Source organism: Nocardia nepalensis (genome assembly GCF_048910785.1).
Taxonomy (GTDB): domain Bacteria; phylum Actinomycetota; class Actinomycetes; order Mycobacteriales; family Mycobacteriaceae; genus Nocardia; species Nocardia nepalensis.
In genome coordinates this window covers 563,293-583,178 of sequence record NZ_JBKBET010000020.1, presented here as the reverse complement: position 1 = coordinate 583,178, position 19,886 = coordinate 563,293, and the positions used below count along the sequence as shown (strand labels likewise).

The 19,886-nt window shown below is 67.5% G+C and carries 15 protein-coding genes; 7 read left to right on the top strand and 8 right to left on the bottom strand.

Features of this window, described 5'->3' with window-relative positions; all coding sequences use genetic code 11:
• Positions 1-45: 45 nt before the first annotated feature.
• Positions 46-1,512 carry an FAD-dependent oxidoreductase gene (locus ACHQ4I_RS13860; protein ID WP_420772107.1) on the top strand — a complete coding sequence of 489 codons (1,467 nt, stop codon included), beginning with the start codon at positions 46-48 and terminating at the stop codon, positions 1,510-1,512.
• An 11-nt stretch (positions 1,513-1,523) separates the two neighbouring features.
• Complete coding sequence (locus ACHQ4I_RS13855) at positions 1,524-2,102, top strand: TetR/AcrR family transcriptional regulator (RefSeq protein ID WP_420772106.1); 579 nt, start codon at positions 1,524-1,526, stop codon at positions 2,100-2,102.
• Between the two features lie 9 nt (positions 2,103-2,111).
• On the opposite strand, the gene ACHQ4I_RS13850 is transcribed toward ACHQ4I_RS13855, so the two are convergent.
• Both ACHQ4I_RS13850 and ACHQ4I_RS13845 read right to left on the bottom strand, forming a co-directional pair.
• Complete coding sequence (locus tag ACHQ4I_RS13850) at positions 2,112-2,528, bottom strand: acyl-CoA thioesterase (protein WP_420772105.1); 417 nt, start codon at positions 2,526-2,528, stop codon at positions 2,112-2,114.
• Positions 2,529-2,568: 40 nt separating this feature from the next.
• Positions 2,569-3,387, bottom strand: a complete 819-nt coding sequence (locus tag ACHQ4I_RS13845) for an alpha/beta fold hydrolase (protein WP_420772104.1) — start codon at positions 3,385-3,387, stop codon at positions 2,569-2,571.
• A gap of 162 nt (positions 3,388-3,549) precedes the next feature.
• On the opposite strand from ACHQ4I_RS13845, the gene ACHQ4I_RS13840 reads away from it, so the two are divergent.
• Together ACHQ4I_RS13840 and ACHQ4I_RS13835 are read left to right on the top strand one after the other, a co-directional pair.
• Entirely contained in the window at positions 3,550-4,326 is a 777-nt protein-coding gene (locus ACHQ4I_RS13840) for an ABC transporter ATP-binding protein (RefSeq protein ID WP_420772103.1), read from the top strand.
• An 11-nt stretch (positions 4,327-4,337) separates the two neighbouring features.
• Positions 4,338-6,851, top strand: coding sequence for an ABC transporter permease (locus tag ACHQ4I_RS13835; RefSeq protein ID WP_420772688.1), 2,514 nt, complete (start codon positions 4,338-4,340; stop codon positions 6,849-6,851).
• 2 nt (positions 6,852-6,853) lie between these two features.
• Here the strand turns inward: ACHQ4I_RS13835 and ACHQ4I_RS13830 are convergent, their stop codons facing one another.
• Both ACHQ4I_RS13830 and ACHQ4I_RS13825 read right to left on the bottom strand, forming a co-directional pair.
• Positions 6,854-7,363, bottom strand: a complete 510-nt coding sequence (locus ACHQ4I_RS13830; RefSeq protein ID WP_420772687.1) for an ADP-ribosylglycohydrolase family protein — start codon at positions 7,361-7,363, stop codon at positions 6,854-6,856.
• Positions 7,297-7,686 carry a protein kinase domain-containing protein gene (locus tag ACHQ4I_RS13825; protein ID WP_420772102.1) on the bottom strand — a complete coding sequence of 130 codons (390 nt, stop codon included), beginning with the start codon at positions 7,684-7,686 and terminating at the stop codon, positions 7,297-7,299. Before ACHQ4I_RS13825 ends, ACHQ4I_RS13830 begins: the two co-directional genes overlap by 67 nt.
• Positions 7,687-7,866: 180 nt before the next feature.
• Here ACHQ4I_RS13825 and ACHQ4I_RS13820 point away from each other — a divergent pair, with 180 nt between their 5' ends.
• Positions 7,867-8,694 (top strand): phosphatase PAP2 family protein, encoded by an 828-nt coding sequence (locus ACHQ4I_RS13820; protein WP_420772101.1) that lies wholly within the window; start codon positions 7,867-7,869, stop codon positions 8,692-8,694.
• Positions 8,695-8,877: 183 nt separating this feature from the next.
• On the opposite strand, the gene ACHQ4I_RS13815 is transcribed toward ACHQ4I_RS13820, so the two are convergent.
• From ACHQ4I_RS13815 to ACHQ4I_RS13800, 4 genes are all read right to left on the bottom strand, one after another.
• Positions 8,878-10,032: a VWA domain-containing protein gene (locus ACHQ4I_RS13815; RefSeq protein WP_420772100.1), complete on the bottom strand. Its 1,155-nt coding sequence runs from the start codon at positions 10,030-10,032 to the stop codon at positions 8,878-8,880.
• A 382-nt stretch (positions 10,033-10,414) separates the two neighbouring features.
• Positions 10,415-12,607 carry a DUF5682 family protein gene (locus ACHQ4I_RS13810; protein ID WP_420772099.1) on the bottom strand — a complete coding sequence of 731 codons (2,193 nt, stop codon included), beginning with the start codon at positions 12,605-12,607 and terminating at the stop codon, positions 10,415-10,417.
• A gap of 129 nt (positions 12,608-12,736) precedes the next feature.
• Positions 12,737-13,846 carry an ATP-binding protein gene (locus ACHQ4I_RS13805; protein ID WP_420772098.1) on the bottom strand — a complete coding sequence of 370 codons (1,110 nt, stop codon included), beginning with the start codon at positions 13,844-13,846 and terminating at the stop codon, positions 12,737-12,739.
• Complete coding sequence (locus tag ACHQ4I_RS13800; RefSeq protein WP_420772097.1) at positions 13,843-16,701, bottom strand: SWIM zinc finger family protein; 2,859 nt, start codon at positions 16,699-16,701, stop codon at positions 13,843-13,845. The genes ACHQ4I_RS13805 and ACHQ4I_RS13800 overlap by 4 nt, the downstream gene beginning before the upstream one ends.
• Positions 16,702-17,178: 477 nt before the next feature.
• On the opposite strand from ACHQ4I_RS13800, the gene ACHQ4I_RS13795 reads away from it, so the two are divergent.
• The gene (locus tag ACHQ4I_RS13795) at positions 17,179-19,608 is read left to right on the top strand and encodes an AAA family ATPase (protein WP_420772096.1); all 2,430 of its coding nucleotides are present in this window, start codon (positions 17,179-17,181) and stop codon (positions 19,606-19,608) included.
• A 50-nt stretch (positions 19,609-19,658) separates the two neighbouring features.
• On the top strand, positions 19,659-19,886 hold a 228-nt coding region (locus ACHQ4I_RS13790), incomplete at its 3' end, for a hypothetical protein (RefSeq protein WP_420772095.1).

Genomic DNA, 19,886 nt, shown 5'->3' with positions numbered 1-19,886 from the left:
AGTCTGATCAAGCCCCCTCCGAGTAGAGCAGTAAGGAACGCGAACATGTCTGATGCCGCAAAGATTCGGCCGCTGCGTGCCAGCGCGATCTCCGCGTGGGATTTCGAGGCCGACGTCGTCGTCGCCGGATACGGCATCGCCGGTGTCTGCGCCGCCATCGAGGCCGCGCGTGCGGGCGCCGAGGTGCTGATCCTGGAGCGCACCGGCGGCTGGGGCGGTGCGGCGGCCATGGCCGGCGGGTTCATCTACCTGGGTGGCGGCACGCCCTTGCAGCGCGCGCTCGGCTTCGAGGACACGCCCGAGAATATGGAGAAGTTCCTGCAGGCCGCGCTCGGGCCCGGGCAGGACAAGGCCAAGATCGCGGATTACTGCCAGAACAGCGTCGAGCACTACAACTGGCTGGTCTCCTGCGGTGTGCCGTTCAAGGAGGCGTTCTGGGGCGAGCCCGGCTGGGAGCCGCCGCACGACGAGGGACTGATGTACTCCGGCGGCGAGAATGCCGCGCCGTTCAACGCGATCGCGAAACCCGCTCCGCGCGGGCATGTTCCGCAGATGGCCGATAAGAAGATCGGCGCCAAGAGCGGCGGCTACATGCTGATGAAACCGCTGGCCGCCACGGCCGAAAGTCTCGGCGTCCGTGTCGAATACGACACCAGGATCCGGCGGTTGGTGGTCGACGACACCGATCGCGTGGTCGGGCTCATCGCGACGCACTTCGGCAAGGAGGTCGCGATCCGCGCCGAGCGCGGGGTCGTGCTAGCCACCGGCAGCTTCGCCTATCACAAGCAGATGATCGAGGGCTATGCGCCGCGGCTGATCGGGCGGCCCGCCGCCGCCATCGAGGAGCACGACGGCATCGGCATCCTGGTCGCCCAGGCGCTCGGTGCGGAGTTGGCGCATATGGACGCCACCGAGGTGGCGTTCTTCGGCGATCCGCAGATGTTGGCGCGCGGCATTCTGGTCAACGGCCGTGGCCAGCGCTATATCCCGGAGGACACCTATCCGGGGCGCATCGGTCAGGCGACACTCATCCAGCAGGAGAATCAGGCCTATCTGGTCATCGACGAGGAGTCGCTCGAGGCCGCGCTGGCCACCGTCACCTCGACGCCGTTCTTCCGGCAGCCGCCGACCTGGGTGGCGGAGACGGTTGCGGAATTGGAGTCCGATATGGGCCTGCCGGAGCGGACACTGCAGGGCACCGTCGACTGCTACAACCTGCACGCGGCCGACGGCAAGGATCCGCTGCTCGGGAAGAAGCCGGAGTGGGTCAAGCCGATCGGGACCCCGCTCGCTGCGTTCGACATGCGGGGATTCACCGCGGGTTTCACCCTCGGCGGATTGCGCACCGACCTCGATTCGCGGGTACTGCACGTCTCCGGTGAACCCATTCCCGGCCTGTTCGCCGCGGGCCGCTGCACCTCCGGACTGTGTGCCGGAGGTTATGTCAGCGGCGCGTCCCTCGGTGACGGCAGCTTCTATGGCCGACGCGCAGGTCGCGCCGCCGCAAAGTAGGATCCAGACACATGTCCGAAGGCGAGTCCATCATCCTCGAGGCGACCCGGCGTCGCCTCACCGAGAAGCAGGCCGACACCGTCGACAAGCTCACCAAGGCCGCGGTGGAAGTGCTTGCGCGCGAAGGCTTCGCGGGGATGACCATCCGCATGGTCGCCGCGGCGGCCGGGGTCGGCACCGCCACGGCATACACCTACTTCTCTTCGAAGGAACACCTCGTCGCGGAGATCTTCTGGCGTCGCCTGTTCGCCAATTCGGCCCCGGTCAGCGACGATCCGGACCCCCACGTCCGGGTCGTCGCCGAACTCCGCAATATCGCCATGCTGGTCGCCGACGAACAGGAACTCTCGGGTGCGGTGACCAGCGCTTTGCTCGGCCGCGATCCGGACGTGGCGCACCTGCGCGCCCGCATCGGCATGGAAATCCGCAAACGCCTCATGCGCGCCCTCGGCCCGGAGGCCGACCCGGACGTAGTCGAATCCCTGGAACTGCTCTACGCGGGCGCACTCGTCCGTGCGGGCATGGGCTATGCCTCCTACTCCGAAATCGCCGACCGCATCGAGAAGTCGGCGCTGCTCATCCTGAAGTAGTGGACTCGCTCAGCCGAGGCCGAATACCGCCGGATCGTGCGCGAGTTCGCGGAAGTAGCGCGCCCCGTCCGGTACCAGCCGCCGTTCGGTCAGGTCGAGTAGACCGCCGACGCCGACGATCTCCGCGGAGATTGTGCCGTCCGCCTTGCGGATCTCCTGGATGGTCTGGTGGGTCTTCCCGTCCCAGACGAAATCGCATGTGACGGTGACCTCGTCGTCGACGAACAGCTCCTGTTTGAAGGTGAGCGTCGCCTTCAGTGCGATCGGGCCGACCCCCGCCGCGAGCAACTTCTCCTGGGTCAGGCCGCCCTGTCGCAGACACGCCCAACGCGCACGTTCGGCGTACTGCAGGTAGACGGCTTGATTCATATGTCCGTTGCCATCGATGTCCTCGGGCGCCACGGTGATCGAGAGAGCGAACGTCATGGGCCGACGGTAGCGGCGGGGTCCGACAAGAATCCGCGACTCAGGCCTTGATGAAGTCGAGGATGTCGGCGTTGAGCTGCGCGGCGTGGGAGATCATGATGCCGTGTCCGGTGGCCGGGTACTCCTTGTAGGTATTGCTCGGGATCAGGTCCTTGATCACCCGGCCGCACAGGTCGATGGGGGCCGAGGCGTCGGCGTCGCCGTGGATGACCAGCGTGGGCAGCGTGATCGCGCGCAATTCGTCCCGGAAATCGGAGGTGTAGATCGTATTCATGATCTCGTCGGCCGCCAGCAGCGAACAGTCCATGCACTTGCGGACCATCCACGCAATCCGCGCGGAGGACACCTGGTTGCCCAGATGCGTCGCGAAGAACGCCTGGGCGTTCTGCTCCATCCACAGCGGACGGTCGGCGGCGCGGGCCGCGTTCACCGCGTCGAAGACGGCCTTCGGCACGCCATTGGGGTTGTCGTCGGCTTGGGCGAGGAAAGGCATGGTCACCGAGACCAGCGCGATCCTGCTGATCCGGTCGCCGCCGTGCCGGGTGATGTAGCGGATGAGCTCACCGCCCGCCATCGAATGCGCGACCACCGTGACCTCGCGCAGATCGAGATGTTCCAGGAAGGCGGCCAGATCCTCGGCCAGGGTGTCGTAGTCGTAGCCGTGCCCGACCCAGTCGGACTTGCCGTGCCCACGCCGGTCGTAGGACAGGCAGCGCAATCCCTGCTTCGACAGCGGCAGCATCTGCAGTTCCCATGAACTGCTGCTCAACCACCCACCGGCCATGAACAGCACCGGCTGTCCGGTACCCCAGTCCTGGTAGTGCAGCGTGGTGCCGTCGTGCGATTCGAAGTAAGGCATCGGATTCTCCAATCATCAGGTGCCTCACCATCATTGCGGCCACTGATCATGAAGTCGATTACCTCTCGGGTAAGCGCCATGGCGTAAGGGCTTCGATGACACGCCGAGAGTTGGGGGAGGTCCCTGATGGCGCGGGCGGGCGATCGCAGACAGACTGATTGCATGACTTCCCACGCCCTAGGTGCCGACCTGGAGAATTCGGCTGCCGCGACTGCGGTCGCGGCCCGCGCCATCGACCTGGTGAAGGTCTACGGCTCCGGAGATACACAGGTCAGGGCATTGGATGGGGTATCGGCCGAATTCGCGAAGGGGGAGTTCACCGCGATCATGGGACCCTCCGGATCGGGTAAGTCGACCCTGATGCACTGTCTGGCGGGTCTGGACAGCGCCAGCGCCGGAACCGTGCGGATCGGCGACACCGACCTCGCCGGACTCTCGGACAAGCAGATGACGCGGCTGCGGCGCGACCGCATCGGATTCGTCTTCCAGGCATTCAACCTGGTCCCGACGCTGACCGCGCATGAGAACATCACCTTGCCGCTGGATATCGCCGGACGCAAGCCCGACCAGGACTGGCTCGATACGGTGCTCAAGCGGCTCGGGCTCACCGACCGGCTCACGCACCGGCCGAGCGAACTGTCCGGCGGTCAGCAGCAGCGCGTGGCGTGCGCGCGGGCGCTGGCCGGCAAGCCGGAGATCATCTTCGGTGACGAGCCGACCGGCAACCTCGACTCCCGCGCGTCGGAGGAGGTGCTCACCATCCTGCGTGCGGCGGTGGACGAATTCGGGCAAACGGTCGTCATCGTGACCCACGAGCCGCATGCCGCGGGATACGCCGACCGGGTGATATTCCTCGCGGACGGTCGCATCGTCGACGAGTTGCGCGATCCGACCTCCGAATCCGTGCTCGACAAGATGAAGTCGCTGGAGCAGGCGTGAGTGGCAAACCGATGCGCAAGGTGGTCTTGCGCAACCTGGCCGCGCACAAGGTGCGACTAGCGCTGACCCTGCTCTCGGTGGTGCTCGGAACCGCCTTCATCGCAGGCTCATTCGTCTTCACCGACACCCTGCAGCGCACCTTCGACGGCATCTTCGCCAATCAGGCCAAGGGCGTCGACGTGCGGGTGAGCCCGCAAAAGCAACAGGCCCAAGGCATTCCGCTGAGCGTGGTCGGCGATATCGCGAAGATGGACGGGGTGCGCGCGGTCGCACCGAGCGTCAACGGTCCGCTGGTGCTGCTGTATCCGGACGGCAAGAAGGCCGTACAGACCGGTGGCGCACCGACTTTCGGCCAGTCCTACATTCCGCCGGAGAAGGCGGTCGCCGAACCGGATAAGTTCGTCCAGGGCGCGCCACCCGCGCACGAAGGCGAGATCGCGCTCAATACCGGTGGCGCCGAACGGGCGGGTCTGCATGTCGGGGACAAGACCAAGGTACTGGTCCCCTCGCACGGCGGCCCGATCGACGTCACCCTTACCGGCATCTACGGAGTCCCTTCGGACACCGGCGGTTTCATCGGCGTGCTGTTCGACGACACGCAGGCGCGCAAGCTGTTCACCGACGGGTCGCATGTCGCCTATGTCGATATCGCGGCCACCGGCATGCCGGGCGACGAGTTGCGCGACCGGATCGCCAACGTATTACCGGATTACAAGGTGCAGAACGGCGATCAGGTGCGCGCCGATCTGAAGAAGGAAGTCTCCAACGCGCTCAACTTCATCAACTACTTCCTGCTCGCCTTCGGCGCGATCGCGCTGATCGTCGGCACCTTCATCATCTACAACACCTTCTCGATGATCGTGGCCCAGCGGCTGCGTGAGCTGGCGCTGCTGCGTGCGGTGGGCGCCAGTCGACAACAGGTGGGCCGGTCGGTGGTGACGGAGGCCTTCGTCATCGGATTGATCGGCAGCGCAATAGGTTTGGCGGCCGGCGTCGGTCTGGCCTTCGGGCTCTCGGCCCTGCTCAACGCGTTCGATCTCGGATTGCCGACGGGCTCGTTGACGGTGCTGCCGCGCACGGTGATCGTCGGACTGCTCGTCGGGATGCTGGTGACGGTGGTCAGCGCCTATGCGCCCGCCCGCCGCGCCGCCAAGATCCCGCCGGTGGAGGCCATGCGCGAGGAATTCGCCTCGACCGGAGAATCGCTGCGGGTCCGGACCGGGATCGGCAGCGCGCTCGCCGTCGCCGGGGTGGTGCTCGTCGTGCTCGGTGCGCAGAAGACCGGCGGCAATGCCGCATTGACCGTCGGGATCGGCGCGCTCGGCTTGATCTTCGCGGTGCTGCTGGCCGCGCCCGCGCTGTCGCGTCCGGTGGTGAGCGTGCTCGGTGTGCTGCTGCGGCCGTTCGGTCCGATCGGGCGGATGTCGCGCAATAATGCCGCGCGCAATCCGAGGCGCACGGCCGCGACGGCTTTCGCGCTCACCCTCGGTCTGATGCTGGTAACCGCGATCGGCATGCTCGGCGCATCGGCGAAGGCCAGCGTCAGCGTGCTCGTCGACAAGGGCGTGAAGGCCGACTATGTGCTCGCCGGACCACAGATGATCGGTGTGCCGCTCGGTGCGGGTGAAGCGGTGCGCAAGTCGGTGCCGGGTGTGGCCGATGTGGTCGGGCTGCGCGGTGTCACCTTCAAGGTCGGCGATGACCAGTTGGTCGGCACCGAATTCGATGGCGTGGCCGATAACGCCCTGAACTACGACGTGATCAAGGGCACCCGCACCCTGGGCGACCACCAGGTGATGGTCTCGCAGGACGAAGCCGATAAACGCGGCTGGAAGGTCGGCGACCAGGTCACCGTGACCAGCCTCGGGTTCAAGAAGATTCAGGTCGAGGTGGTCGGCGTCTACAAGAAGACGCCGCTGCTCGGCCCGATAGTGGTGTCGCCGGTCCTGTACGAGGAGGTGATGCCGGTCAACTTCCGGACCAACCTGTTCATGTTCGTCAAGGCGAAGCCGGGCGCCGATCTGACACAGATGCGCACCGACCTGGAGAACGCCACCGAGCAATTCGTCGTGGTCCAGGTATTGGACCGGGAGGAGTTCAAGGGCGCGCAGGGCAAGCAGATCAATACGCTGCTGGCCATCCTGTACGGACTGCTCGCGCTCGCGGTGGTGATCGCCATCCTCGGCATCGTCAATACCCTGGCCCTATCGGTGGTGGAGCGGCGTAGGGAGATCGGCATGCTCCGCGCGGTCGGCATGCAACGGGCGCAGGTCCGCCGGACCATCTATCTGGAATCCATGCTGATCGCGGTATTCGGCGCGATCGTCGGCATGCTGCTCGGATTGGGTCTCGGTGTCGGCTTCCTACGCACGCTGCGCGACCTCGGCCTCGACGAGATCGCCATCCCGTGGAACCAGTTGGTACTCGTACTCATCAGCTCGGCCGTCGTCGGCGTCCTCGCGGCCCTGTGGCCGGGTATCCGGGCCGCCCGGACCCCACCGCTGGCCGCCATCGCGGATCTATAGGTCTACCTGGGGAAATAGCGGGCTGACCACGCCGCCGTCGGCGCACCGTATGCGTCGCTCGGCGGCGTGGGTCCGAATTCGACACAGAAGTCGGCGGCCAGGCGCTCGATGACCGGACCGGCGTCGAGCGCGGTCCGCCACTCGTGCGGGATGGCGCGGCGGCCGTAGCGGGCGCCGAGGATGCTGCCGCAGATGGCCCCGGTGAGTCGCTGCCCTGGCATCCGGCCGTCCATGCGTGCGGCCAGTTCGATGGCGGTCGATGTCTCGGCATGCGCGTCGTACCTGGTGAGTTCGGTACGGGCCAGGTCCAGTGCGGCACCGAGTTCGGCGCCATGCGACAGCCCGGCGATGATCGCGGCCATGGTGCCGGCGGGCAGCCAGCCGCTCGGGTTGCCGTGGGTGAGTGCCGCCGCGTCACAGCCCAATTCGAAGATCTGCTGGATGGTCATTCGTCGGTCCAGCCCGCACGGGGCGACGCGAACGACGGCCGAGCAGCCCTTGGAGTCGTTGATGGGTGCGGTTCTGGTGCCGCCCGCGGCACCGAGGCGGAATCGACGCCGTCGACGAACTGCATGGCGATCCACAGCTGTTCGTCCTCGATGCCCCGGTCGTGGACGGTGATGATATTCGGATGGTCGAGTGTCGCGACGAGATTCGCCTCGCGCCCGAATCGGGCGCGGATCTCGTTGTCGCCGAATAGATCTCGGTGCAGCAGCTTCAGTGCCGTCAACTTCGGCAGGCGGGGGTGATGTGCGGCGTATAGCGCGCCCATGCCGCCGCGGCCCAGCTCTCGTTCGATCACATACTCCGCGAATACGTCACCACGGCGCAGCATGCGGCCCCCTCCGGCGAGTCGAAATCGCAGAGCAGCCTATCGGAGATGCGAGATGTTGTGTCTGTCCGGTCACAGTGTGCTGAGCCTGCCTAACGACTGATGCTACGTTAAACGGAGGTAGTTACTCCGTTTAACGCCTGATTACGGCCTGGGGATCGATGGGTAAGGAGGCCGCTGGCGATGGTGGCAGCGGGTCTCGGTGGTCCGAGCGTGGGTTTTTCGCCCGTGTTCGGCGGTATCGCCGAGAAGATGAGGGCGGCGGTGCACGGCCGCGGCGGCGAGGCGGTTGGGCAACTCGCGCTGATCACGGTGCTTTATCTGGGCTATCGGATCGGGCGGATGGTCACCGCGGACGACACCGTGCGCGCGCTCGCGAATGCCAGATCCATGCTGAGCATCGAGGATGCGCTCGGGCTGCCGGAGGAGACCACGGTGCAGGGCGTGTTCCTGCATCGGGATTTCCTCGCAGTGCCGGCCAACTTTTATTACGCCACAGCACATTTCACAGTTGCGGTCGGTGTGCTGTTGTGGCTGTGGGTCTTTCGGCCCGAGCACTACCGATGGACCCGAAATCTGATGGTGGCATTGACCGCGGCCGCGTTGGCGGTGCACATGCTGATGCCGCTCGCGCCGCCGCGCATGCTGCCCGAATACGGATTCGTCGACCTCGCCGCCGTGCACGGCCAATCCGTCTACGGCTCACCGGATGCCGGCGGGCTCTCGAACCAGTTCGCGGCCATGCCCTCGCTGCACGTCGGGTGGGCATTGTTGCTCGCCTTCGCCGTGGTGGCCGCGACCCGTGGCGCCTGGCGGTGGCTGGCGCTCGCCCATCCGGTGCTCACGACGGTGGTCGTTGTCGGCACCGGCAATCACTATTGGCTCGACGCGGTTGTCGCGGTCGTCCTGCTGGGGTTGGCGTCGCTGCTGCATCCGCTGGTCGTGCCCGCATCGGCCACCGCGTGGGGTGCCATGGGCCCGGTCGGCCCGCAACTGCTCCCGACGCGCTGACCGGCGCGAATGAGCTAACCAAGATCAACTCGGACGTACCATCGACAGGCTGTCTTGTTTGCCCCGCTCAGACAAGGAGTCCGACCATGGATTTTCTCACCGCGCTCGACTCGATTCTCGAGGTCGGCATCAAATTCATATCGCTGATCCAAGGCGTGGCCAGCCTGTCATCGGGCAGCTGAGTCAGGCGTTTCGGCTGGCCCAGGCTTGGATGTCGCCGCGGTCGAGGGCCAGCGCGAGTAGCTCCGGGAACTTGTCCGGGGTGCAGGCGAAGGCGGGAATGCCGAGAGCGGCCAGGGCGGCGGCGTTCTCGTGGTCGAAGGCTGGGGCTCCGTCGTCGGAGAGAGCGAGCAGGACGACCACCTGGACGCTGGATTCCCGCATCGCGTTCACCCGGCGCAGCATCTCTTCGCGGATGCCGCCCTCGTACAGGTCGGAAATCAGGACGAAAAGGGTGTCGGCGGGGCGGGTGATGAGCGCTTGTGAGTAGGCGATGGCGCGGTTGATATCGGTGCCGCCGCCGAGTTGGGTGCCGAAGAGCACCTCGACCGGATCGGTGAGTTGGTCGGTCAGATCGACGACCTCGGTGTCGAAGACGACAAGCGAAGTCCGCAGCGAGCGCATAGAGGCGAGCACAGCGCCGAAGACCGAGGCATAGACCACGCTGGAAGCCATCGAGCCGGACTGATCGATGGCCAGCACCACGTCGCGGCGCACCGCCTGCGCCTTGCGGCCGTAACCGATCAGGCGTTCGGGGACGACGGTGCGATGTTCGGGCAGGTAGTTGGCGAGGTTCTTGCGGATGGTGCGGTCCCAGTCGATATCGCGCAGCCGCGGGCGGGTGACGCGGGCGGCTCGGTTCAGTGCGCCGGAGACGGCGGCGACGGTTTGTGCGGCGATGCGTTGTTCGATCTCGCGGACCACCTTCTCGACCACCATTCGCGCTGTCGCCTTGGTGGTTTCGGGCATGACCCGGTTGAGGCCGAGCAGGGTGCCCACCAGGTGCACGTCGGGTTCCACCGCTTCGAGGAGTTCCGGCTCCAGCAAGAGTTGGGTGAGGTTCAGGCGATCGACCGCGTCGCGCTGCATGACCTCCACGACGGTGGACGGGAAATAGGTGCGGATATCGCCGAGCCAGCGCGCCACCTTGGGTGCGGAGCCGCCAAGACCCCCGGAACGCTTGCCCGAGTTCTGGTCGTCGCCGGTGTTGTAGAGGGCCGATAGCGCACGGTCCATCGCCTCGTCGTCGGCGGAGCCGAGTCCGCCGAGGGACTGCTCGGCGGCGCTGCCGAGGACCAAACGCCAACGCCTGGATTGGGTTTCATCGATCGCGGTCATTCGGCCACTCCGGAGGATTGATAACGGCGCGAAGCCGCCACGTCGGTACTGGTGGTTGGTGAGCTGAGCGATCGTGTTCGGCCGTTCATTGGGCCGTTCGGGGTGAAGCCGTCCGCGTGTAGTCGCGGTACTTGTGCGTGACGGTTTCGGTCGCTCATTGGGCTGTTCGGGGTGAAGCCGTTCGCGTGTGGTCGTGGTACTTGTGCGTGACGGTTTCGGTCGCTCATTGGGCTGTTCGGGGTGAAGCCGTTCGCGTGTAGTCGTGGCGCTTGTGTGTTGCGGCTTCGGTCGCTCATCGGGCCGGTCGCGGATAAGCCGATCACGGGTAGCTGCGGTACTGGCGCGTTGTGGTGATCCGAGACTCCGTGGATGGGAATGGTGCTCATACCGGCACCCCCAGGATGTCCGCGACGGTGCGCATGGCGACGAGCCCACGCTCGGGATCGAAAGCGGTGCCGTCGTCGGTGCGCGATGCGAGAGCGCCGCCGTCGCGCACCGCTTGGCCGATGGCGCGGCGCTCACCGGATTCGAACGCGCCGAACGTGCGGCGGAGCAGGGGCAGGATTTCGACGAACATATCGTCGCCGAGGCCGCGGAGCCAATCGTCGATGAGGCGCAATAACTCTCGGTCGTGGACGAGTAGCAGTCCGCGACCGCCCAGGAAGCCGTCGATCCAGGCGGCCTTGGCGGCGGCGGTATTGCCGATCGAGAGGGCGGCGGAAAGCCTGCGCGCGGAATCGTTTTCGTCGATGCGTCCGGCATCGGCGAGCAATCGGACCGCGCGGCCGACGAGGGCGCCGTGCACGTCGTCGCGGTCGGCGAGGCGGCGCAGGGCGGCGAGCCATTCGCCGGTGGCCCAGTCGTCGTCGCGGGTGTGGATGGCGGTGTGCGCGGCGTCGACTTGTGTGCGGAGTTGTTCGGCGGCCTCGGTGTCGAGGCCGGTGACCGCGCCGGGCAGGCCCGCGCAGATGCGCACGAGCAGACCGTCGGCGACGTGGGCGAGCGCCTTGGTGTCGGTGCCGCGCACGTCGCCGTAGCGCAGCGTGCGGGTCAGGCCGGGGAGGGCGGCGAGCAGGTGGGTCACGTCGTGGTCGAGTGCCGCGGCGGATTCCAGGCGGGTGATCAGGCCGTCGGTGGCGCCACCGAGGTCGGCCAGCAACGCCACTTCCAGTGCGGCGGTGAGATCGCCGACGGTGCTGTCCGCGCGGCTCGCGGTGTCGAGGATTTTGGCTTCGGCCGCGGTGCGGATGGTGGTGCCCCAGCGGGAGGCCTCGATGATCGAGACGGCGAATTCGGGTCGCCATTGCAGCGCCCAGCTCTCCCGGAAGGTGCCGGTACTGCGTATCTCACCGGTTGTCGGTGTACCCCAGTCGATTCCGAGCACCCGCAGCCGATGTAGCAGCCGGGAGCGCTCGACCTCGCGTTCCTTGCGCAGGTCGAGATCGAGATTGCGAGATAGGGCTTCCTGCTTTAGCCGCAGCGTGCGAATCCGGGCACGTAGGTCGGCATCCAGCGGGACGGTCGGGGTGCCGTCGGGTACACCGCCCAGCGCCTCGCCGACCACCAGTTCGGTCGCGACGAGCCGCAGCATCGTCTCCTCGCCCGCGCACATCACCGACCGCACCGCCTCGGTGACCTCCGACAGTCCGGCCAGTGGCCGGGCGCGCAGCACCGCGAGGGTATCGGCGAGCCGGACGGCTTCGATGATGTGCGCACTGGAGACCGGCAGATCGTGGGCGCGCAGCACCCCGGCCACCTTGGTCAGCCAGCGCGCGATCGGCTGCTCATGCTCGGTGAACAGGTGGTGATACCAACCCGGCGAGGTAATGCCCGCCCCATACCCGGAGGTCGTCGCCAGCCGCGAATGCGTCCACGGCACCCACGTCACCGTCGCCTTGACCTTCGGAAGTCCCTTGAGCAGCTTGGTATCCGCCGTCGCCGGCCCGAGCTTCCCGGTCAACGCCGGTGCATGCCAGGCCCCACACACCACGGCGAGCCGCTGCGCCCCCTCCTTCAACGCCTTGCGCATCGTCTGCCGCATGTACGCCTCGCGCCGCAACGTGTGCGCGTCGATGGCTTCTGGTCTGATCCCCTGTTCGGCGGCATCGCGCAGTGCGCCCATCGCTTCGGTGATCGCCTCGAAAGCATCGGCGTCGGCGACGGATTCGACCACCGCGTCCCACCAGCGTTCGGCGTCGTCGTAGCCGCCCGCGGCCGCCAGCTCGGCCAGCGGATCGATGCGATCACCCGGTTCGTCTTCGGCGGCGAGTACGGAGGTCGCGGGCAGGTCGCAGAACCGCACCGGCACCTTGTGTTCGACCGCATACCGCAGCGCCTGCCATTCCGGCGAGAACACCGCGTACGGCCAGAACGCGGCCTTGGCGGGAGAATCGGGCACATAGGCCAGCAGTGCGACCGGCGGCGACATCCCCTCGGCCGCAACGTAGCCGACGAGCGGATCGGCATCGGCCGGACCCTCGATCAGAATCGCGTCGGGTCGGTATCTCTCGAGCGCGGTGCGCAGCGATCTGGCCGAGCCCGGGCCGTGGTGGCGGATGCCGAATACCCTGGTCACGGGACCATTCTGTGCGGTCGCATTGCGGATTTCCGTAGCCGGGTCGTCGGCTTCGGGCGTGTGTATCTCTGTCACTGTGTTACCCCCGGCTCAACATGTCGCGGCAGCGGACTCGCTTCGGCCGCAACCTCATCCGGTGACCTCGCGGCACGCGCGGTAGAAGTCGGACCAGTCGGGGCGTTCGCGGACAACGGCCTCCAGATATTCGGTCCAGATGACCGCGTCGGCCACCGGATCCTTGATGACCGAGCCGAGGACCGCGCCCGCGATATCGGAGGCGCGCAGCGTGCCGTCGCCGAAGTGGGCCGAGAGGGCGATGCCGTTGGTGATTACCGAGATCGCCTCGGCGGTGGACAGGGTGCCGGACGGGGATTTGAGTTTGGTGCGCCCGTCGGTGGTCATGCCGGAGCGCAGTTCCCGGAAGACGCGCACCACGCGGCGCACCTCCTCGGCCGCGGCGGGCACGGTGGGCAATTCGAGTGCGGAGCCGAGCTGTTCGACCCGGCGGGTGACGATGGCGACCTCCTCGTCCTCGCTGGCGGGCAGCGGCAGCACCACGGTGTTGAAGCGGCGGCGCAGCGCGGAGGAGAGGTCGTTGACGCCGCGGTCGCGGTCATTGGCGGTGGCGATGACATTGAAGCCCTTGGCCGCCTGCACCTCCATGCCGAGTTCCGGTACCGGCAGCGTCTTTTCCGACAGCACGGTGATCAGCGCGTCCTGCACATCGGACGGGATGCGGGTGAGTTCCTCGATGCGGGCGATGGCGCCGCGGCGCATCGCGGTCATCACCGGCGACGGCACCAGTGCACCCTCGCTCGGCCCCTCGGCGAGCAGGCGCGCGTAGTTCCAGCCGTACCGGATCGCCTCTTCGGCAGTACCCGAGGTGCCCTGCACGAGCAGTGTCGAGGCGCCACTGATCGCGGCCGAAAGGTGTTCCGATACCCAGGTTTTCGCGGTGCCGGGCACACCGAGCAGCAGCAGCGCCCGATCGGTCGCCAGGGTCGCGACCGCCACCTCCATGAGCCTGCGCGGTCCGACATATTTGGGGGTGACCACCGTGCCGTCGTCGAGCGTGCCACCGAGCAGATAGGTGACCACCGCCCATGGCGAGAGCTGCCAGGACGGTGGACGTGGCCGATCATCGAGCGCGGCCAGTGCCCGCAGTTCGTCGGCAAAAGCCTGTTCGGCGTGCGGGCGCAACAGCACCGGTGTCGTATCGGTGGTGGTTGTCGTCGTCACTGCAACTCCTCGAGCATCATCGAGCGGTGGTTGAGGTCATGGGCGAGCTGATCGAAGGCCCGCTCCCAGTTGGGATCGCCGCACCGACGAGCCACCACGGTGGCCGCCCGCGCCGCGTTGACGGGTAGGTGCACGGCCGCCGCGGACAGCAGCGACCGATGCGCGCTCGGGCTGCTGCCGTGCGCCTCGGGGCGTTTGGCCGCGGCACGCGCGCGTTCGAACAACAACAGAATCAGATGTTGAGCAAGGGGTTCCGGCCACGGATGGCCCATCGCGGGCAGTAGCGCCTCCAGCTCCGAGAGCCAGGCGCCATCGAGTTGGAGTAGATGCTGGGTGCGATCGGGCAGCGGCAGCAATGCGAATAGTTCGCGTCGCCGCAGCATCGCCAGATCGGTCGGCACTCCGGCGTCGAACAGCGCGCGTGCCCAGGCCGGATCACGGTGTGCCAGTGCGGCATCCACCCAGCCGTCGAAGAGCGGCTGACGGAACCGGTCGACGATCTTGGCCCGCGTGGCCTTATCCGGTGCGCCGAGCGCGGACTCCCAGTGCGTCAGCGGTGTCGCGGCGACGAGTTGCCGCAGTCGCCCGGCGCGCAGATCAGGTGCGCCGTCCCATCGGTAGGTGAACTCCGCGGTGCGGTCGGTGATGCCGTCCCTGCGATCGGCGTTATCGAGTTCGTCGGGGACGCGGACAACCAGATTCGGATGCAGCAGCAGATGTTCGACCGTGACCCAGGCGCTGGCCCGTCGCGTCATGCGCTGCGCGAATGCCGAATCCGGCAGCAGCGGTAGCAGTCCGGCCGCGATCCGCCGGACATCCGATCGCCGATCGTCCAGCGCCGTTTCCAGCAGTGGTTCATCGGCGGCCGAAATCCCTTCGGCGAGTATGGCAAGCAGCTCCGCCTTCAGCGGACCGGACTCCTTCGGCCAGGACGCGGCCAGTGCCGCCCGCGCCGCGTCGGCATCTCGACGACGCAGTTCGGCGAGCCATTCCCGGCGCTCGGGCGGCTGGCCGAACTGCCAGCTCTGTTCCGTCGGCGCATCGGAATGCTCCTGTCGCACCAGATCTCGCCAATCCGGATGTTGATCGGCGAGCCAGCGGCCGCGGGTTCCGGCCAGGCGCAGCAGTGGCTCGCGCAGCTCGGTATTCGCCTTCGCCTGCTCGAGCAGCAGCGCGCACAGCGCGTCCGGGGCGCGGTAGCCGGATGGTGTTGCGGCGGCGAACCATTCGGGTAAGAAGGGGGATCGGTCGCGCAGCAGCCGGGACAGGCGGGCGGCCGCGGCCCGAGGCAGAAGTCGCCGAGCGTCGTCCTCAGCCGGTTCCGGCCTGGAAGCCGTGGCGACGGATACACCGCCGCGTGCGAAGGCGCCACGCAGCGCCGCCGATTCGAGCAACACCAGTGCGGGGTCGGTGCGCAACCGCGTCGCGACGGCCGCGACCGGGGCCTCCAGCCGCGCGGGATCCAATGCCCTGCGGGCCGTGCCGAGCAATGCCACCGAGGTCAGATCCTCCGACGGCGGCGCGGCCGGCGAATTCGACGCGGCGCGCGTCGCGAGTTCCGCACTGCCCACATCGACGATCTCACCCGCGGTGAACGCCGAGATCGGAACCAATCCGGCAACGCCCCACTCGGCGGCCAGCGTCACCGGATGCCCACCGGACACCCCGAGCAGCCGCCATGGCTGCTCAGTAGCCGCAACCGGTAGCGCTGTCCCGTCGGATTCGGCGATGTACCAGCCGTTTTCGGTCCAAACCGGCACCACATCGGTGAGCAGCATCGGACGCGATCGCAACCACGGATCACCGCCCAGCGCCTCGGCATGCTCGTCCAGCGCGGCGGCGATCGTGCCCTCGGCAACCGGCAGCGTGGTGAACGGTTCGGCCGCGCCGTGCCGCTGGCCCCACAGGGCCCGCAACGGCGCACCGCCCGGGTAGTAGTGCAGCTCCGCGTCGGCCATCATGCCGGGCAGCGGCACCTCCGCCGAGAAGTTCGGCGCACCGAAGGAGTGTTCCAGCAGCACCGCCCAGCGCCGAGTCTGCCTGCCGTACAACCAGGTTCGACGGGTGTAGAGCCGCTCCTCCTCGCTGGTACGGATGCCGAGGACCTGCCATTGATCCCGGACCGGGGGTTCGGCGCGCACGGTCTCGGTGTGCGTCGGATAGCCGATATGGGTGCGGATGCTGGCCCGCAATTCGGGGGACAGCTCGTCGAGACGACGGTGCGCGGCGATCAGCAGATGCAGCCTGGCGTATTCGGCGAGCACCACATCGGGCCAGTCCGCCCGGCTCACGACCGTGGTCGGCAGCTGTCGCAGCGCGGCGGCGACGCCGGGCGCTTGTGCGTCGACCATGCGGGCCGCGATCGCCTCGAAGGCACGGAACGAGCGATCGGTCTGTGCCAGCCCGGTGCGCACCTGATCGCCGAGCCAGATGTCGAGTTCCTCCAGACCCGCGGTAACTCGCACCCGTCGCTGTTGGGCGGTCGCCGGATTCGCCATGCGTGGGGTGTCATCAGCGGGCTGTGTGGCGCGGGCCGCGCGTGCGTTGATCCATTCCGCGGCGAAGTCCGCGATTGTCGATGCTTCCGTGACCGCGCCGCCCGACCAGGTCAGCAATAGCGAGAGGGCGTGCTTACACGGAAATTTGCGGCTGGGACACGAGCATTTGTACGCGGGCCCCGCCAGATCGACGATCGTCTGATACGGCTTGGCTCCACTGCCTTTGCACAGGCCCCATAGAGCTGTGTCCGACCGGCCGGTGCCCTGCCAGCGCCCGGCGAGCTTGCGCGCGGCGGCGAGCGAGCTCGCATCCGGTGCCAGCGCATTGACCTGGTCTTCGGTCCAGGGCGCGGTCATCTCGACTGCTCCCGCCTGGCTCATCCGGCGGCTCCGGATCGAGTATGCGTCATATCTTCCCCCGTTTCTCGGTTGACGGATTTCTACCGCAGCCCACCGACAGCTTGTGGTGAACAGGCACTTTTCCTGGAATACGCTGCGCGGACGCCATATTCGAAGACCTGAGAGCCTTGCGTTGGTTGTCCGATTCTGGCATTCTGTCCTGTTCGGCTCCGACCGAGCCACCCAAATCGGGTGACACACCATCGAGCTGCCCGCCGGGGTTGGCGAGGGGTGGACATCGAGCGGGGCCCAGCCCGTTCGATGGCCATACCATCCCCGCGGGCAGATTCGCACCGCCACTGCTCGAGTCGCTCGAACCGGCACCGCTGTGGGCGAATTCGACGCCATCGGGTAGCGTTTCGCTCAGCTTTCGACAGTGATACCCGTTACGGGGTTGGAGGACTTGCCGCGGTTCGGTGGTGTAGGGGGTTACCCATGCGTTCAGATCCGGGAGCCGATCCTGCGACGACCGTGCCGCGCCTGACCGAGGTGGTATCCCGGCGGCTCACCGCTGATCCGGCGGTCACCCCCGATGTCGCGCACGCCGTGCTCCGCGCCCTCGGCGGCGGCGAATCCGATGATCTGGCAACCGAATTCGACGGCTCGGGAATCTTCCTGCGCGCGATCCGGGTGCGCGGCTTCCGTGGCATCGGGCCGGAGGCGACGCTCGAGCTGCCGCCCGGCCCTGGTCTCACGTTGGTGGTGGGACGCAACGGAAGTGGTAAATCCAGTTTCGCCGAGGCCGCCGAACTGGTGCTCACCGGAAGCAATCGCCGTTGGGACGGCCGGTCGGCGGCCTGGCGCGAGGGCTGGCGCAATCTGCACGACGGTGATTCGGCCCGCATCGAACTCGAATTGCTCACCACCGGGCCCGATCCCGAGCTGTCCATCGCCAAAGAATGGGCGCCACAGGCGGATCTGGGCCAGGCACACTGGACCGAACGGCGACCCGACTCCGCGCCAACGGATTTCGACGGTGCCCGCTGGGCGGGGCTCCTGGAGCTATACCGTCCCTTCCTTTCCTATAGCGAACTCGGCGCACTCGTCGACGGCAAGCCGAGCGACCTGTTCGACGCATTGCATCGGCTCCTCGGCCTCGATGAATTGACCGTGGCGCAGGAGCGAATTCGCACGCGGCGACTGGAACTCGAACGCGCCGCACGAGATTCGCGCCAAGAACGCGTCGAACTGGTCGCCGCGTTGGAGACGGTGGCCGACGACCGTGCGGTCCGGATGGCGGCGCTGCTGCGCCCGGATCGGCCCGATCTCACCGCGATCGGTCGTGAGGTGCTCGGCACGGCTGAACATCCGGTCGGTCCGGATGGGTTGCGCGCGATCGTGCGCCTCGCCTTGCCCACCGGTGCCGAGGTCGAAGCGATTGCCGCGCGCCTCGAACAGTGCCGTGCGGTGCTGGCCCGCGATTCGACCGCCGACGCCGAGGCCGACCTGCGGGTGCTGGAGTTGCTGCGCCGGGCCCGCGATCACGTCGCCGCCAGCGGGGAATGCGCATGTCCGGTGTGCGGGCGCGGTGATTTGGACGCGGCGTGGTTGCGCGGCGCGCAGGCATCGATCGCCGAGCTGACCTCCCGGGTCGACGCGCTCGCGACGGCACGGAACGCGCTGCGACAGGCCGTCCGCGACGCTCGCGCACTGCCGGAACATATTCCACCGGAGCTGGATTTCGATCCGCGCAATCCACCCACCGTCGACACCACCGCGGTGCGCCGAGCCTGGACAGACTGGGCGGCGCTGACCGGTGCCGACTACTCCCCGGAACTACCCGATCGACTGCGCGGTGCGCACGCGCGCCTGGTCGACGAGCTCGAGCTATTGCAGCAGGGCACCCGCAAGGAATTGAACCGACTCGACGAGGTGTGGTCGCCCCTGGTGCCGCGAATCACCGGCTGGCTGGACGGGGCACGCGCGGTCGTCGCGAACGGCAGTGAACTGCGCACCCTCAAACGCGCCGAGGATTGGCTCAAATCCGCGACGGCCGGGTTGCGCGGGGAGCGAATGGCCCCGCTGGAGACCACGGCGCGCTGGGTCTGGCGCACGCTACGTCAGCAGAGCAATGTCGAGCTCGGCGCGATCCGGTTGCAGGGCAACGCCGGAACCGCGCGCCGGGTACTGCTCGATGTCACGGTCGACGAGGTGGACGGCGCCGCGCTCGGGGTGATGAGCCAGGGCGAGCTGCACGCCCTCGGCCTTTCGCTGTTCCTGCCGCGAGCGACCGTGGAGGACAGTCCCTTTCGCTTCGTCATGATCGATGATCCGGTGCAGGCAATGGATCCCGCCAAGGTGGACGGTCTGGCCAGGGTGCTCGAGGTGATGGCGTGGACGCGGCAGGTGATCGTCTTCACCCATGACGAGCGGCTGGCCGAGGCGGTGCGCCGGATGCAGCTCGACGCCAGCGTGCTCGAGGTGCAGCGCCGCGAGCGCTCGGTGGTGGAGGTGCGGGTATCCAGCGACCCCATCCGCCGCTACCTCGATGACGCGCGCTCCCTGGTCCGAACACCGCAACTGCCCCCGGCGATCGCCGACGAATTGGTGGCCACCTGCTGCCGGTCGGCCGTGGAAGCGGCGAGCTTGGCCAGGGCCCGGCGCAACCTCCTGGCCGCGGGCATGGACCATCGCGACGTCGAGCGCCATATCGAAGGCGCGCAAACCACGCGCGCGATGGTCGCGCTGGCGGTGATGGGTATCGACGGACGAGTCGACGACCTCAACAAACACCTTGCCCGCGAAGGGAAATGGGTTGTCGACGCATTGCGCAATGCCACGGCAGGCGCACATGTGCCGATCGGACGCAGCATGCGCGACCTGATAGCGGACACCGAGAAGTTCGTCGCTTGGTTACGTCGATGAGCCGGCGCTGTGCCTCGGCGGCGCGGGGGCGGCGCAGGTGAGCGGGCCGGGTGGTGTGGAGGGGTGGGATCGACAGGGTGGTGGGGATCAACAACGCGCGGAGGATCAACCGCGTGGTGGTGATCGGGAGGGCGTTGCTCGTCGCGAGGGTGTTGGTGGTCGAGAGGGCGTTGCTGGTCCGGAGGGGGCTGGTGGCCGGAAGGGGGCTGGTGATTGGCGGGGTGCTGGTGGTCGGGAGGGAGCGGGTGGCCGGGAGGGGATTGATGATTGGCGGGGTG

Coding starts and splice junctions, on each gene's coding strand:
- ACHQ4I_RS13860 (WP_420772107.1), top strand. CDS start 46: ATGTCTGATGCCGCAAAGATTCGGCCGCTGCGTGCCAGCGCGATCTCC.
- ACHQ4I_RS13825 (WP_420772102.1), bottom strand. CDS start 7,686: ATGCTGCGCCGTGGTGACGTATTCGCGGAGTATGTGATCGAACGAGAG.
- ACHQ4I_RS13845 (WP_420772104.1), bottom strand. CDS start 3,387: ATGCCTTACTTCGAATCGCACGACGGCACCACGCTGCACTACCAGGAC.
- ACHQ4I_RS13835 (WP_420772688.1), top strand. CDS start 4,338: ATGCGCAAGGTGGTCTTGCGCAACCTGGCCGCGCACAAGGTGCGACTA.
- ACHQ4I_RS13855 (WP_420772106.1), top strand. CDS start 1,524: ATGTCCGAAGGCGAGTCCATCATCCTCGAGGCGACCCGGCGTCGCCTC.
- ACHQ4I_RS13815 (WP_420772100.1), bottom strand. CDS start 10,032: ATGACCGCGATCGATGAAACCCAATCCAGGCGTTGGCGTTTGGTCCTC.
- ACHQ4I_RS13820 (WP_420772101.1), top strand. CDS start 7,867: ATGGTGGCAGCGGGTCTCGGTGGTCCGAGCGTGGGTTTTTCGCCCGTG.
- ACHQ4I_RS13840 (WP_420772103.1), top strand. CDS start 3,550: ATGACTTCCCACGCCCTAGGTGCCGACCTGGAGAATTCGGCTGCCGCG.
- ACHQ4I_RS13850 (WP_420772105.1), bottom strand. CDS start 2,528: ATGACGTTCGCTCTCTCGATCACCGTGGCGCCCGAGGACATCGATGGC.
- ACHQ4I_RS13800 (WP_420772097.1), bottom strand. CDS start 16,701: ATGACCGCGCCCTGGACCGAAGACCAGGTCAATGCGCTGGCACCGGAT.
- ACHQ4I_RS13795 (WP_420772096.1), top strand. CDS start 17,179: ATGCGTTCAGATCCGGGAGCCGATCCTGCGACGACCGTGCCGCGCCTG.